At 34.4% G+C, this 16,105-nt stretch carries 14 protein-coding genes and 1 riboswitch; all 14 genes read left to right on the top strand.

Translation table 11 applies throughout. The features are described from left to right. Positions 1–9: 9 nt before the first annotated feature. A riboswitch (SAM riboswitch) is annotated at positions 10–128 on the bottom strand. Between the two features lie 284 nt (positions 129–412). The 14 genes from SLH48_RS16365 (at position 413) to SLH48_RS16300 (ending at position 15,982) form a co-directional block, all read left to right on the top strand. After that, on the top strand, positions 413–1,519 hold the full coding sequence (locus tag SLH48_RS16365; RefSeq protein ID WP_320259017.1) for a sensor histidine kinase: 1,107 nt from the start codon (positions 413–415) through the stop codon (positions 1,517–1,519). A 2-nt stretch (positions 1,520–1,521) separates the two neighbouring features. Then, positions 1,522–2,154 carry a response regulator transcription factor gene (locus tag SLH48_RS16360; RefSeq protein ID WP_320259016.1) on the top strand — a complete coding sequence of 211 codons (633 nt, stop codon included), beginning with the start codon at positions 1,522–1,524 and terminating at the stop codon, positions 2,152–2,154. 497 nt (positions 2,155–2,651) lie between these two features. Continuing rightward, complete coding sequence (locus SLH48_RS16355; protein ID WP_320259015.1) at positions 2,652–3,278, top strand: hypothetical protein; 627 nt, start codon at positions 2,652–2,654, stop codon at positions 3,276–3,278. Between the two features lie 131 nt (positions 3,279–3,409). Then, positions 3,410–4,342: an ATP-binding cassette domain-containing protein gene (locus SLH48_RS16350; protein ID WP_214480518.1), complete on the top strand. Its 933-nt coding sequence runs from the start codon at positions 3,410–3,412 to the stop codon at positions 4,340–4,342. Positions 4,343–4,352: 10 nt separating this feature from the next. Continuing rightward, positions 4,353–5,621: an ABC transporter permease gene (locus tag SLH48_RS16345; protein ID WP_320259014.1), complete on the top strand. Its 1,269-nt coding sequence runs from the start codon at positions 4,353–4,355 to the stop codon at positions 5,619–5,621. Then, the gene (locus SLH48_RS16340) at positions 5,618–6,727 is read left to right on the top strand and encodes an ABC transporter permease (protein ID WP_214480516.1); all 1,110 of its coding nucleotides are present in this window, start codon (positions 5,618–5,620) and stop codon (positions 6,725–6,727) included. Before SLH48_RS16345 ends, SLH48_RS16340 begins: the two co-directional genes overlap by 4 nt. A gap of 217 nt (positions 6,728–6,944) precedes the next feature. Further along, entirely contained in the window at positions 6,945–7,520 is a 576-nt protein-coding gene (locus SLH48_RS16335; RefSeq protein ID WP_320259056.1) for an NAD(P)H-dependent oxidoreductase, read from the top strand. Between the two features lie 291 nt (positions 7,521–7,811). Then, on the top strand, positions 7,812–10,007 hold the full coding sequence (locus SLH48_RS16330) for a DNA topoisomerase III (protein WP_320259013.1): 2,196 nt from the start codon (positions 7,812–7,814) through the stop codon (positions 10,005–10,007). 491 nt (positions 10,008–10,498) lie between these two features. Beyond that, positions 10,499–11,059, top strand: a complete 561-nt coding sequence (locus SLH48_RS16325) for a TasA family protein (RefSeq protein WP_320259012.1) — start codon at positions 10,499–10,501, stop codon at positions 11,057–11,059. Between the two features lie 329 nt (positions 11,060–11,388). Next, positions 11,389–11,991 carry a CalY family protein gene (locus SLH48_RS16320; protein WP_320259011.1) on the top strand — a complete coding sequence of 201 codons (603 nt, stop codon included), beginning with the start codon at positions 11,389–11,391 and terminating at the stop codon, positions 11,989–11,991. A gap of 307 nt (positions 11,992–12,298) precedes the next feature. Further along, on the top strand, positions 12,299–12,886 hold the full coding sequence (locus SLH48_RS16315; protein ID WP_320259010.1) for a TasA family protein: 588 nt from the start codon (positions 12,299–12,301) through the stop codon (positions 12,884–12,886). A gap of 494 nt (positions 12,887–13,380) precedes the next feature. After that, the gene (locus SLH48_RS16310; RefSeq protein WP_320259009.1) at positions 13,381–13,755 is read left to right on the top strand and encodes a DUF1992 domain-containing protein; all 375 of its coding nucleotides are present in this window, start codon (positions 13,381–13,383) and stop codon (positions 13,753–13,755) included. Between the two features lie 341 nt (positions 13,756–14,096). Then, complete coding sequence (locus tag SLH48_RS16305) at positions 14,097–15,068, top strand: ABC transporter permease (protein WP_320259008.1); 972 nt, start codon at positions 14,097–14,099, stop codon at positions 15,066–15,068. A 14-nt stretch (positions 15,069–15,082) separates the two neighbouring features. Further along, positions 15,083–15,982, top strand: a complete 900-nt coding sequence (locus SLH48_RS16300; protein ID WP_214480509.1) for a carbohydrate ABC transporter permease — start codon at positions 15,083–15,085, stop codon at positions 15,980–15,982. Positions 15,983–16,105 lie beyond the last annotated feature (123 nt).

Raw genomic sequence — 16,105 nt, 5'->3', positions numbered from 1 at the left:
CATCAGCTCTCCTTATCTTCCAAGCGAAAAGTATATACATTTCGCTTGCTGGATTTAGCACCTGACCATAAATTCGGCTGGTTGCTGAGGTTTCAAAGGGCCAGTCCCTCCACCTCTCTTGATAAGATGAATTGTTTATTTATCTTAGTTTTTAAGACTCCTACCTCTAAAAGAAGGAGCTTTCGATCACGTGGGCTATATTTACCACCTGATTTAATGATTTTAAGTTGAATGAGTTAATGTATTAAATATTGATTGCATATAAATTTACAATAGATTTGACTGTTTTGCAAGAAATTTTTAGAATTTTTTTATAAGTTAAAAAATGGTATGATCAATATATAACGTGTTCAACAAGGATAAAGAATACAGAAAATAATTAGGTAAATTGTATGCAGGTGGTGTGTTATATATGAAAACCTTTTTAATAAGGTTGACTACTTTTTCAGCTTTGTGGGGAGGGTTTCTCTATGTAGAAGTATCTCATTCAACAAGGTGGTACATATCCATTTTGGTTTGTGCTTTGTCGTTCGTCTGTTTCTTTTTCATTCCTATTGTTAAAAAAAAGCTAATATTCTATTCTCTGCTTCTTTGTATGTTGTTTGTTTCGAGTGTTTTGTTTATTCAAGACGAAAATACCTTTAGTAAATTACTATTTTTGTATATAACGATAGATGCTATTTCACTATTATCACAAAAGCATTATCAACTATTTTCAGCCGTTAGTGCCGGTTTAATGGGTATGCTGGTGATTTTTACTAATGCTATAAATGTTGAATTGGTTGTTATACTCATATTTTTTTATTATTTGAGCATTTTGTTAAATAAAAAAATGACGGAGACCAATTATAAACAAGACATGTATGAGGAGCTTTTAGGTGAATATCGAAATCTAAAACGTATTAGTTTACGAAATGAACGGGCAGCTCGATTAGAAGAAAGAACAGGAATTGCTCGTGAGATTCATGATTCTGTTGGTCATAAATTAACAGCATTGCTCATGCAAATCGAAATGCTTTCGATGAAAGAAAAACGACAGGAATATGGAATTTTGAGAGAGCTTGTTCGTGAAAGTTTAGAAGAAACGAGGCATGCGGTTAAAACACTTAAAGATGAAGAATTTGCAGGTCTGTCGTCAGTGCTTCAATTAATTAGAAAGTTAGAATCAGAGAGTCATATACTCGTGCATTTTACGACGAAGCAAGGAGCTTTATCTGTGAGCTTGTCCAATCAACAAAGTGTTACTTTATATAGAGTTATACAAGAGGCACTAACAAATGCGATGCGACATGCACAATCTCGTGAAGTATTTGTAACTATTGGTAAATCAGCAGTTGGAGATCTTTATTTTGAAGTGACGAATAAGATTTTTAAAACCGAATCTTTTACTATTGGATTTGGACTAAGTAACATGCAGAAACGTGTTGAAGAGCTAAATGGGGATATAAACTTCAATCAAACAGAGTCTCATTTTGTAGTTAAAGGATCATTTCCTGTATATGCAAAGGAGGTTATATAAATATGTATAACATTATTGTAGTAGAAGACCAAGCAATTGTTAGGCAGGGACTTGTCATGATGATTGAACAAGAAGACCAATTTCAAGTAGTGGCTCAAGCTGGAAATGGCCATGAGGCAATTGAACAATTGGAGAAGCATATGGCTGACGTTGTTGTAATGGATATAAGAATGCCCCATATGAATGGTCTTGAAGCTACTCGCCAAATTAAACAGCGATGGCCACAAGTGAAAATATTAATATTAACGACGTTTAACGATGATGAATATGCAATGCAAGCACTTAAAGATGGTGCCAATGGCTTTATGCTAAAAACAGCAGAGCCAGCGAAACTCGTTAGTGCAATACATAGTAGCTTAAATGGAGGTATGACTATACATGACGAAGTAGCTGCAAAAGTGATGCCTCGGTTGTTGACAGATAGACATCGGGAAAAAATAGACATTCCATTAACAAACCGTGAGCTTGCTGTAACAAAGTTAGTAGGCGAAGGAAAAACAAATAAGGAAATTTCTGAGGAATTGCACTTGTCGATAGGCACTGTAAAAAATCATATTACGCAAATACTACAGAAGCTTGATTTACGGGATCGGACACAACTCGCCATCTTTGCTGTGAAAAATGATATTACCTAAGAAGATAAAAATGAGAAAAGTCCGGTGATTAATTACTAGATTAATGTACCATTATGTCGGCAAGACATTGCACATGTATTCCAAAGTTCTGGTATATAGCGACCATATGATGAGCTTGAAAGAATTGAGAAGGTGTTTTCACATTTTAACAACGTTTTGAGTGCTTGGGATGGAGATGAGCTTGTGTGCATTGGATACTATTATTGTTGTTACTTATCAGATTTAGCTGTGTCAGCACCATTTTAACAAAGAGGTATTAGCAAAGAGTTAATCGCGATCACCCAACAGGTTGTGGGTGATCAAGTGGCGCTTATTTTAAATTATCTTCAAAACAAGCGATGGATTACTATCCTAACATTGTTTCTTCGAAGCTTGATAATGCATTTAGGATTGCGAGAAAACAATGATCTAACGTGATTAAAGCATAGTGCGTAGGTTGGGAGCCGAAGAGGCTCTTTTTTTCATACAGTTTGACTTCGGACAGTAACAGTAGAGAATTGGACAGTAGATACACGGGTACGGATAGTAAAAGTGTAGAATTGGATAGTAAATACAAGGGTACGGATAGTAAAAGTGGAGAATCGGATAGTAAATACATGGATACGGATAGTAAAAGTGTAGAATTGGATAGTAAATACAAGGGTACGGATAGTAAAAGTAGAGAATTGGATAGTAAATACAAGGGTACGGATAGTAAAAGTGGAGAATTGGATAGTAAATACATGGATACGGATAGTAAAAGTAGAGAATTGGATAGTAAATACAAGGGTACGGATAGTAAAAGTGTAGAATTGGATAGTAAATACAAGGGTACGGATAGAAAAAGTGTAGAATTGGATAGTAAATACAAGGGTACGGATAGTAAAAGTGTAGAATTGGATAGTAAATACAAGGGTACGGATAGAAAAAGTGTAGAATTGGATAGTAAATACAAGGGTACGGATAGTAAAAGTGTAGAATTGGATAGTAAATACAAGGGTACGGATAGAAAAAGTGTAGAATTGGATAGTAAATACATGGATACGGATAGAAAAAGTAGAGAATTGGATAGTAAATACATGACTTCGGACAGTAAAAGCAGAGAATTGGACAGAAAACGTACGAGTATGGACAGTAAGTCGTAAAATTAGCGTATTTGAATAATCATGTGACTAAGGTCATGTTTATCATTCAAATTGGTGACGTCAGACAGTGTGAAATGTCAGTGAAAGACTGTACGATATAAATAGTTAGTTAGAAAGAGGAGGCGATAATATTGTTAGAAGTTGTAGAGTTGAAGAAGAAATTCAAACAAATCGTCGCTGTGGATGGAGCAAATATGTTTTTAGAGCGAGGAGAAACAATTGGTCTGCTCGGGCCAAATGGAGCAGGCAAATCTACTGCCATTTCGATGATTTCTACACTCATAGCACCTACGAGTGGTGATGTGCGCTTAAACAATACTAGTGTGTTAAAAAATCCGCAGTCGCTTAGAGAAATACTTGGAGTTGTCCCTCAAGACATTGCGTTATATCCTGATTTGACCGCGAAAGAAAATCTTGAATTCTTTGGCAGTGTTCATAGATTAAAAGGATCAAAGCTTAAAAAACAAGTTGAAGAAGTTCTTCAAATTATTGGACTTGAAGAGAAGAAAAAGGAATTAGTAAAAAATTTTTCAGGTGGAATGAAGCGTCGTTTAAATATCGGTGTAGCCCTTTTACATGAACCAGAAATTATCATCATGGATGAACCTACGGTAGGAATTGATCCACAATCTAGAAATTATATCTTACAGACTGTTAAACATTTAAATCAAGAGAAGCAAATGACTGTTTTATATACGAGTCACTATATGGAGGAGGTCGAATTTATTTGCGATCGAATTTATATTATGGACCAAGGGAGAATTATTGCTTCTGGTACTAAAGATGAAATCAAAAATATTTTATCAAATGAAAAAACGTTAGAAATAAAAGTTGAGAGATTGAAGGATGACTTTATTTATTCACTCAAGAATCATCCTCTTATTAATAAACTATCAACCGAAAATCAATTAGTTACAATTATTGTAGCTAAGGAAGTGAATTTATTTAGCGAATTGTTTAAACTCGCTGAAGAAACGGATACGACGATCACTTCGGTTGAAGTAAAAGTACCTACATTAGAGGATGTTTTTCTTCATTTAACAGGAAGAGCATTAAGAAATTGAGGTGATGATTATGTTTTGGTATTTACTCAAAAAACAATTGTTACTATTTCTAAGAAACCGCCCGGAATTGCTGTTGTTACTTGGGATGCCGCTAATTTTAATCACGATTTTAGGTTTTGCATTAAGCGGTGTGATGGATGGTGATCATCTTGAAATCGACGCTAAAGTGGCGCTTATTGAAATTGGAAGTGAACAGGATGAGGTCGATCGTTTTATTAATGATTTAGAAGAAAAGCAATTGCCAGATGAGCAAAAAGAAGTCATTACAGCTGTTGCAAGTGAACTGTCACCAATTGACATCATAAAAAATGAAATATTTAAAAATGAGGAACTTTCATCCTTTTTATCACTTGAAGAATTTGATGAGAACGAGATTGAACAGCTAAAAAGTGATGACACATATGCTGTGATCATTGAAACACCAGAAAACTTTACGTATGACATATTGAATTCAATGTTTTTTAATGTAGATAACGTACCTGAGCTAAACTTTTATGTAAATGAAGGAAAAGATATAACATCAAAAATTGTTGAAGACGTAATCATGTTTTTTCAAAATCAGCTTTCCACATTTGTTATTTTGGGAAAACAAGGTGTGATAACAGAACAAGTATTTGCCAACCCAAGTGATATGGAGATCAACACAGAAACTGTGACAAAACGGGAGCCGGTTACTTCTCTCGGCTATTATGCAATAGGTATGAGTGTCATGTTCGTTCTGTATATCGCAACAACAATAGGGGCATATGCCCATGTTGAAAAAGAGTCGCTCGTCTTTGATCGTATCATGTTAGCAAACGTATCTAGGTGGGTCTATTTTACAAGTATATTTTGTTCGGCTGTTATACTAGCATTTCTTCAGTTATGTATATTATATGGTGTCGTCGCCCTTGTTTATCAAGTTACGTGGGATTCATTAGGAGCATTCATAGCTGTTACATTGTCAATATGTTTTACGACAGGTGGTCTTGCTGTGCTTATGACATCATTAAATTATCGCTTTAAATCAGCAGAAATATCTACCTTTTTCTCTTCAGTGGGCATTCCAGTTATCGCTTTTTTAGGTGGGAGCATGATGCCTATATCACAAATGCCTGAGTCTATGGCATTTATCTCTAAAATCACACCTAATGGAGCAGGTATGACAGCTTATTTGAAGATATTACAAGGATATTCTCTAACAGATGTAATCCCATCGTTGCTCACTTTATTTTCAATAGGAATTGTGCTTCTATTATGTTCAATTGCGAGCTTTCCTAAAAGGAGAGGTGCTTTATGATTACGATATTAAAGACAAAATTCCGGTTGTTAATGCGAAAACCATGGGCATATATTATTATGACAGCTGTTTGTATGCTCATTGCAATGTTTATAAGTAAGGGCTCTGAACAATCAATTAGTGTACCTGTTTATAGTGACTTGTCAGAGCAAGCAACGACTGAGTTTATAAATGAGCTTAAAAGCTCTGATGCTTTCAGTTTTAATTTAATGAGCAAAGAAGAACTAAATGAAACAGTGGCAGAAGGAAAAGCAGAGGCAGGAGTGATTCTTAGAGAGCGAGGTTTCGATCTCATTATTGCTGCAAACACAGAAAACCAAATGGTCATTAAGCAATATGTACAGCAAAAGTATATTAATCATATGCAAAAGCAGGCTTTAATAGTGGAAGCTGAACAACAGGAGTTCAGCACTGAGCCTATAGTAGAAGCATTTAACTCATTAGAAAATAATCAAGTTTTTACGATCAATAAAGAGTATTTTCATTCAAGTGATGCTTTCTTATATGATGCAAATGTGCAAGGATTGTTTGGAAGTGCCCTTTTCTTTGTAATATTTACGATTGCCATTAATGTATCAACTATTCTAGAAGAGAAAAAAGACGGGGTTTGGGATCGAATGATCTTGTCACCTGTTCGTAAATGGGAGATGTATGTTGGTAATCTGATGTATACATTTTTAGCAGGTTATTTCCAAGTCGTCATTGTATTTCTCGTTTTTCGGTACTTAACAAATATAGATTTTAATGGAGCGTTTTGGAAAGTACTATTGCTCCTTGTGCCTTACGTTTTTTCCATCGTAGCTTTATCAGTGATGTTAACAGGGTTTGTAAAAAATATTCAGCATTTTAATGCATTAATCCCAATTATTTCTGTAAGTATGGCGATGATTAGCGGGGCTTATTGGCCAATTGAAATCGTTACATCTGAAGTTTTATTAGCAATCTCGAAGGTTTTACCTCTTACTTATGGAATGGAGCTCTTAAAGGGAGCGGTTATATATGATTATTCAATGAGTGATTTTATCTTTCCAATAAGTATTTTATGTTTGATGGGTGTGTTGATGATGGGCGTAGGAATTAATTTTATTGAACGAAGACAAACGTAGATAAATGTTAGATGAGTTTTTATATGAAGATTTTTTAAAAGGCTCTTTACGTCCTAAGCTAGAAGATAAAGATGTCGTATTACTCAGCAGTCAATGTTTTATAGACGAAAAACTGCCCTGAATGTTACATGTATACGTGTTTAGATCTTACGAATAGCAACAATCCATACGGGAACAGCTAGAAAAAAGTGTGAATAATTCGTATTGGGAGGGCTTAATTTTGAAGGGCATATTAATTATTAATGGACACCCTAATGGTAATAGTTTCTGTTCAGCGTTAGGGAAAGCCTATAAAGATGGTGCATTAGAAGGTGATAACGAAGTTAGAGAACTATCTCTTGCTGAGTTGAAATTTAATCCAATTCTTAAAGGGTATGGTCAAACAATGGAGTTTGAGCAAGATTTACAGAGGGCTCAGGAATTCATAAAATGGTCGGATCATATCGTATTTACGTATCCAACATGGTGGGGAACGATGCCTGCATTATTAAAAGGATTTGTAGACCGGGTTTTTTCACCGGGATTTGCTTTTAAATATACTGAAGGTCCGCTTCCTGAAAAACTATTAAAAGGTAGGTCTGCGAGGTTAATTGTGACAATGGACTCACCAAAATGGTATTACAATATAGTTTATGGGAAGCCGGGACATAATGCCATGAAAAGGAGCACGCTTAAGTTTTGCGGAATTAATCCCGTTAAGATTACAACAATCGGACCTATTAGCCAATCGACAGATGACAAAAGACAAGTGTGGCTAAAAGAAATTAAACAATTAGGCATTTCGTCAGCATAATTCACTAAAATAGATTAATTGTATTTGCCCCTTTACTTATAGCCAAGAGCTTAAGGTAAAGGGGCTTAATCGTTATAGCTTCTTTTGAAAGTGTAAGTTGCTTGATGCGTTGCAATGAATAGCCATGTGCTCTGTTAAACTCGTAATGTATATAAATACTGTGATTGAATGTTTGGAAATGATTGTGCAATTATTAGCTATATTTTGTATCGTATGGCGGTAACCTCACAGAGAAATGCTCATAGCAAATATGTTAAACTAAAAGGTAGCAAACAAAGAGAGGATTTTTTGATGAGTAAGACTGTAGTATTAGCTGAAAAGCCTTCAGTAGGTAGAGATATAGCAAGAGTGTTAAAATGTCAGAAAAAGGGAAATGGATTTTTCGAAGGAGATAAATATATCGTCACATGGGCACTAGGTCATTTAGTCACATTAGCTGATCCAGAAGCATATGACGTGAAATATAAGTCATGGAAGTTAGAAGATTTACCAATGCTTCCTAACAAGGCAAAGCTCGTAGTTATTAAAAAAACGAGTAAGCAATTTAATACTGTAAAGGCACAATTAAATAGGAAAGATGTAAAGGAAGTAGTTATTGCCACAGATGCTGGCCGAGAGGGTGAGCTTGTAGCTAGGTGGATTCTTGAAAAAGTACGTTTGAATAAACCAATCAAGCGCCTTTGGATATCATCTGTTACAGATAAGGCGATTACAGAGGGCTTTCGTAAATTAAGGAATGGAAAAGATTATGAAAATCTATATGCATCTGCTGTAGCTCGCGCTGAAGCTGATTGGTATGTGGGTATTAACGCAACACGTGCATTAACGACAAAATTCAATGCACAGTTGTCTTGTGGAAGAGTGCAAACACCAACAATTGCAATAATTTCAAAAAGAGAAGAAGAAATTCGTAACTTCAAACCGAAGACATATTATGGAATTCAAGCGATGACGAAAGATCATTTGAAATTAGTATGGTTAGATAATAACACAAAGGACACTAAAACATTTTCAAAAGATAAAATAGAAAACACTCTTCTAGCAGTTAATAATAAACATGCACAAGTTGTGGATGTGAATAAAATAGCGAAAAAGAGCTATGCACCTCAGCTATATGATTTAACAGAATTACAAAGAGATGCCAATAAGCGTTTTGGATATTCTGCCAAAGAAACGCTCTCCATTATGCAAAAGCTGTACGAGCAGCATAAATTATTAACATATCCACGAACAGATTCTAGATATATATCGACGGATATTGTGGCTACATTAAAGGACAGGGTTGATGCCTGTAGCATTCAGCCATATGCGAAATTAGCAATGAAAATATTGAAACAACCAATTAAGGCGAAGAAATCTTTTGTTGATAATAGTAAGGTTTCTGATCACCATGCTATTATCCCGACTGAACAATCAGCCATGCTAAGCTCGCTTAGTGATAAAGAGAGGAAGATATATGATTTAGTGGTAAAACGTTTTTTAGCTGTACTCTTCCCTCCATTTGAATATGAACAAACAACAATAGTTACGTCTATTGCTAGTGAGCAATTTATTGCCAAAGGGAAGCGGATTATAAACCAAGGGTGGAAAGAGGTCTATGAAAACCAATTTGATGACGAAGTAAACGATGTTATTTCTGAACAAACGTTACCAAGCATCTCAAAAGGGGATGTATTGCAAATTACAGCAGTGTCGCAAACAACAGGAGAAACCAAACCTCCTGAACCGTTCACTGAAGCTAGCTTATTGTCTGCAATGGAAAACCCTAAAAAGTATATGAAAAAGAACGATAAACAATTAATAAATACAATTGGAAAAACTGGTGGGCTCGGTACGGTAGCAACAAGAGCAGATATTATAGAAAAGCTATTTAATAGCTTTTTAATAGAAAAAAGAGGGAAAAGTATCTATATTACTTCCAAAGGGAAACAACTGCTAGACTTAGTTCCTGAGGATTTAAAATCACCGGAGCTTACAGCAGAATGGGAACAAAAACTAGAGGCTATTTCAAAAGGATCTCTCCAAAAAACAGCATTTATAAATGAAATGAAACATTACGCAAAGGATGTTGTTCATAAGATAAAGAATAGTGACAAGAAATTTAAGCATGATAATGTAACTGGCAAGAAATGCCCTGATTGTGGAAAACCAATGCTAGAGGTAAACGGAAAGAAAGGAAAAATGCTTGTTTGTCAAGATCGTGAATGTGGCCATCGGAAAAATGTATCAAAAGTAACGAATGCACGGTGCCCGAATTGTCGAAAAAAACTAGAGCTACGTGGTGAAGGAGAAGGTCAAATTTTTGTCTGTAGCTGTGGACATCGAGAAAAATTATCTACATTTAATGAACGTAGAAAAAGCTCGAAAAATAAAAACGTTTCGAAACGAGAAGTATCGAACTATTTAAAGAAACAAAACAAACAAAGTGAGGAATTTAAAAATCCTGCCTTAGCTGAAGCGTTAGCGAAGCTAAAATTAAAAAAATAGTAACAAAAAACGATAGGTGCTCACATGCAGTCACCTGTCGTTTTTTTTTGAAAGGCAGTTTTCGAATGGATTGTTGTATTTCGTACTAAAATTTAAAAGCATCTTTTCTTTTGCTAAAAAGATGACAAACGTATTAAACGATATGTTGCGATTTTAAATGGTAACAAAAGTATACGTATAGTGTTTGTTGAAAAGAGAAAAAGTGTTGGGTTTTGGTGTTCTTAAAAAAGTACAAAATGTAAGAGAATAAAAGTAATAGTGAGTAAACAGTAGCAATTGTGTTCTTTATAAAGAAAAATAACCGATTTTGACAGTTTTCTTTTCTTAAAAATCATTTTATACTCAAGTTGTTGATTCGTTATAACGAATTATCAACGAACAACAAAATGGTGGAACGATTTTAGTAGAAGCTTTGTTGCAACTTCTTATGCATCTACATAAGGGTTCCAAATAAATATCATAACTTTTAAAGAAAAAGAGGAGGAAACAAAATGGGTATTAAAAAGAAATTAGGTTTAGGAATGGCATCAGCAGCACTAGGGTTATCACTAATTGGTGGAGGAACTTTTGCATACTTTAGTGACAATGTAACTGTATCCAATACATTTGCTGCAGGTACATTAGATTTATATGTAGATAAAGAGGTAGTATTTGAAGTCGGAGATATTAAACCTGGAGATTGGATGGAAAGAGAATTTAATATTAAAAATGATGGGAATTTGGACATAGAAGAAGTGTTAATGCATACGACAATATCTGGAGACACAGACCTAGCATCCCATCTAAATATAAAGATTCTTTCAAGTGATAATCAAGTAATTCTTGAAAATGTCACATTAGCAGAACTTGCGTCAAGAACAGCAGGAGATAACTCTCCAGACATTACAACTATAAGATCAAGTAAGGAAAAGTTACCAGTTGGTGATGAAGATACAATTAAAATTCACATTGAGTTCCTTGATAATGGACAAGATCAGAACCACCTGCAAGGTGCGGAAATAAGTGTTGGATTCGATCTTGAAGCAACTCAAGGACCAGGTGAAGAAAAATAATTTTTAAGTCACATCTAACAATAATCAACTAATAAAGGCAGGGGAATTCCCCTGCCTTTTGCTTTTGACCTATAATCATATGTATCTAACAAATAAAAATTGTATTATTAAGGAAAATTGAGAGAATATGAGAAAACAAGAGAAAATAATGTTCTTTATAAAGAATATTCGTATATTTAGTGGTTTATCTTCACTTTCGTATCAGCTATGATGTAAATAGTTCTTTAAAAAGAACAAAAATTACTATTTAGTGAACGGTTAGTAACCACTTTATGTTATGCATAAAGGTTTACAATAAAAAATAAAAAAGAAAATGGGGAGGAAACAAAATGGGTATTAAAAAGAAATTAGGTTTAGGAATGGCATCGGCAGCACTGGGCATATCACTAATTGGTGGAGGAACGTTTGCATATTTTAGTGATACTGCTGAAGTATCGAATACTTTTGCAGCAGGTACACTAGACTTATCGGTTGATCCGGAAACAATCATTAACGTTAATGATATTAAACCTGGGGATTGGATGAAAAGAAATTTCAAGCTGATAAACAGTGGATCTCTAGATATAAGTTCTGTAGATTTAATTACGAGCTATACGGTTACAGAGGCGGACGGTAGCCCCGCTAACAACGGAGATGAAGACTTTGGAAAACATATTAAAGTCCAATTCTTAAAAAATAAAGACAAGGTAACTGAAGTCATTGATGAAAAAACACTATACGAATTAAAAAACATGACACCAGATGCTGTTGAAAATTTGAGATGGCGTGATTGGATAGGTGAAAAAGATGGCTTAAAAGCTGGTACAAGTGATAACCTTCGTGTTAAATTTATTTTCGTAGACAATGATGAAGACCAAAATGTGTTTCAAGGGGACAAGCTGGAGTTAAAATGGAAATTTGTAGCTCACCAAACTGATGGAGAAGAAAAATAAAAATAAGATTGAAATTAAGTCAAAACAAGGGGAGTTACTTGTTCTCTTGTTTTTTAAGTAAAATAGTTCTTTATTGAGAAATTTGCAAATAAAATCATGATCTAACTTATGAAACAACAAAGTGAGAATGACAATGCATATGTATAAATTTAGCTGATCATCACGTTCTTCAATAAAAGATAATGTTCTTTAAGGTTATACATCGTTGTTACAGTGTTCTTTATTAAGAACTATCTATCGTGTTGTTTATGTGAGTGCTGTTATTAAATGTATGACAAATAAAACTACCGTTAAGGGAGGAAACAAAATGACTTTGAAAAAGAAGCTGAGCATGGGAATAGCCTCAGCAGCTTTAGGACTATCATTAGTTGGTGGAGGAACATTTGCATATTTTAGCGATTCAGTTGATACTGAGAACACATTTGCAGCTGGTACATTAAATCTCTCAATTGACCCATCTGTAATTATTGATGTAAATAATATAAAACCAGGAGATAAAATGCCTAGAAGGTTTTACTTAGTTAACGATGGCTCTTTAGACATTAGTAGGATTGACTTAAATACGAGTTACGAAGTAATTGATACAAAAAATGATAATAACGGTGAGGATTTTGCTGAACATATTAAGGTGAATTTCTTAGATAATGATGATAAAAATACCCATCCAATATTTACAACTACACTTGCTGATTTAGATAGTTCCACAATTGATTTGTTACAAGAGAACGGCTGGACTCCTGATGATGAGGAGGGATTAAAGAGTGGTGAACAAGATACTTTGTTTGTAGAATTCGAATTCGTAGATAATGGTTTTGATCAAAATATCTTCCAAGGAGACATTTTGAAATTAACATGGACGTTTGATGCACATCAAACTGAGGGAGAAGAGCGGTAAGCATAGTTTGTCTGTTCCATCTATATAAGAGGAGTTATCCAATAAGTCGATCATTCTAATAATGGATGACTCCTCTAGCATATTGAGTTTCAACCTTCTTCATATTCCTTCTATATACCTCTTTTGGACAACCTCTAAACGAACCACTTGAATGACAACTTACTTGAACAAATTAACTAAGCCAAACTATTTTATGAGAAACATCGAATTAATACATATCCATGTCTATTATCTATCCCCTCAAGTAATTATGCCATATTGCGTTCTTCATGTGATGTTGCTTCGAGGGAGGTGGCTAAATCGTCGCCTAATTTGTTAATATCACCCTCTAACGTCTGTGGTCTCAGAAACACTTCGCCATTTCCCCAAAGATAATAATATCTTAAACAAGACGATCAATTTACTTCTATATTAAATGGTAGAAGCTCCCTAGGTAATGCTATATAATGGAAGTGTAAAGAGGGTTTTATCCTAAATAGAAGGAGGGATAAAGTATGGATGTTGTATCAATCATTGCCGAAGATAAAATAAAAAGGGCATATAGCGACGGGGAGTTTAATCACCTTCCAGGTAAGGGGAAGCCCCTAGTCTTAGAGGATTTATCACATATACCAGAACACCTCCGTATGAGCTATAAGATGTTAAAGAATGCTGGAATGATGCAGGAAGCAGATGAATTAAAAAAAGAGATGATGACAATAGAACAGTTGATTGCATCAACTCAAAATGAAGACGAAAAACTCAAATTAACAAATAGGTTAAACGAAAAAATGATTCGTTTTAATCAAATGATGGAAAAAAGAACTGTGTCTTCGAACTCCTCTGCCTTTAAACAATATCAGCAACAAATTCATAACAAGCTTTGGTAAGTCATTTTATGAAGTGATTAAAGCTGAAAAATATATATAATGTTTCTGTAGAATCATATGTTTATTACTAGGACAAGTAACAGGTTACTTGTCCTTTTTGCGCTCTCGATTATTGCCTTGACGAAAACGATTTAGTAAAAAACAAACAACAAAGAAGATATAAATTATAAAATGTGAACAATTTAAGAAAACGATTCCATTGCTTTCATATCAATCCTTTTGAGGGTGTGTATATCTAAAATAATGTGACCTAATACAAAATTTCCTTACTTAAAAGGAGCGAAAACATTTCTTACAATATATGTAGAGAGAACACATCGAGTATAAGAGGTGGTGAACATATGGATGCAAAAATTGACCAAGCTTCTGAGGAAGTCATTATCACCAGTACAAAAAAAGAAAAAGTAAAAAAGGTATCCAGAACAATAATTTCACAAAAATATTTACAAGTCATGGCTCTTCTCGGAGTCGTATGGATGTTTATATTTAATTACATCCCTATGTATGGGGCAATTATAGCTTTTAAAGAGTACAGTATTATTAAATCGATTGCAGAAGCACCTTGGGTCGGCTTAATGCATTTCAAGGAATTTTTGCAAGACGAGGAATTTGTAAATGTACTTAAAAACACACTTGGAATTAGTTTGATTAAACTATTTATTGGTTTTCCATTACCAATTATTTTCGCACTATTATTAAATGAGCTAACGTCATTAAAGTTCAAAAAAGCAGTTCAAACAATTACCTATTTACCTCACTTCCTTTCGTGGGTTGTGTTAGGCGGAATTGTCACAACATGGTTAGCTGATATCGGGTTTATTAATGATATTCTACTAGGTTTAGGAATCATCGATGAGCGAGTAAGTTATTTAGCTGATCCGAAATACTTTTGGGGAATTGTTATCACATCTGATATATGGAAAGAGCTAGGTTGGTCAGCGATCATTTATTTAGCAGCAATCGCAGGTGTCTCTCCTGAGCTATACGAATCTGCGAGAATTGATGGGGCAGGTCGTTTGCAAAGAATGTGGCACGTAACTTTACCATCGATTCGTCCAACAATTACAATCTTATTTATCCTAGCTGTCAGCGGTGTGTTAAATTCAAATTTTGACCAAATCTTAATTTTACGTAATCAATTAAATGAAAGCGCTAGTAATGTAATAGACATTTACGTGTATTCAACGGGTATCCAAAATGGTCGTTTCTCCTATGCAGCAGCAATTGGGTTATTTAAAGCAGTTATCGCCTTCATATTGTTGTTAGGTGCAAACAAGATTACTAAAAAACTAGACGGAACAACGTTATTCTAGGAGGTGACTGACTTATGTTAAAGCTATTTAAATTGAATCGAAGAACAAAAAGCGAATATATCTTTGATACTTTTAACTTATTATTAATGCTGTTCATATGTTTTATCACCATTTACCCAATTTGGTATGTTATAGTAAATTCTTTAAATGACGGTGTCGATGCGATGCAAGGAGGAATTTACTGGTGGCCACGAGAATTTACGCTAGAAAACTATGCAGCAGTATTTTCTAACCAAGGTATCGTTACATCATTTGGAGTTACAATTGCCAAGACAGTCATCGGAACAATTGCACATGTGTTTTTCACGGCAATGGTAGCGTATGCTTTTTCGAGAAAAGATTTAACTGGTAGAAAGATATACATGTTTATCGGTGTTGTTACGATGTTCTTTAACGGAGGTTTAATCCCTTACTTCCTATTAATAAGAGATATTGGCTTATTTGATAATTTTCTTGTGTACATTATCCCGACATTGTTTAATTTCTTCCATCTTATTATTTTCGTCTCTTTCTTTAAACAATTACCGCCATCACTAGAGGAAGCAGCAAAAATAGATGGTGCCAATGATTTTATGATATTTATTAAAGTCATTATTCCGTTGTCAATGCCTGTTATTGCGACGATAGCATTATTCCAAGGTGTTTATCAATGGAATGACTACTTTGCAGGGGTAATATTTGTTAATAATCCTGATTTACAACCGATACAGACGTATTTATATAGGGTAGTAGCTGAATCCAGTTCTAATCAGATGCTAGCTAATGCGCCTGGAGGCATAACGACGAGAACTGTTACATCACAATCTATTAAACTAGCAACGATGGTCGTTACGACATTGCCTATCGTCCTAGTATATCCATTCCTACAAAAATACTTTGTTAAAGGAATGTTAATTGGATCAGTAAAAGGGTAATATAATTTTGTTTTGAATATCTTTTTACTTAAAAAGATATTTAAATATATTGGACTCTGAATGGTACTGAGTACTTAATAGAAAGAGGAATGGATGTTATGATAGAATAAATTGTTCCTCTTT

The organism is Cytobacillus sp. IB215316, assembly GCF_033963865.1.
Classification (GTDB): Bacteria; Bacillota; Bacilli; order Bacillales; family SM2101; genus Nanhaiella; species Nanhaiella sioensis.
Note: the sequence above shows the minus strand (reverse complement) of the source record. Positions and strands in the feature narration are given on the sequence as shown.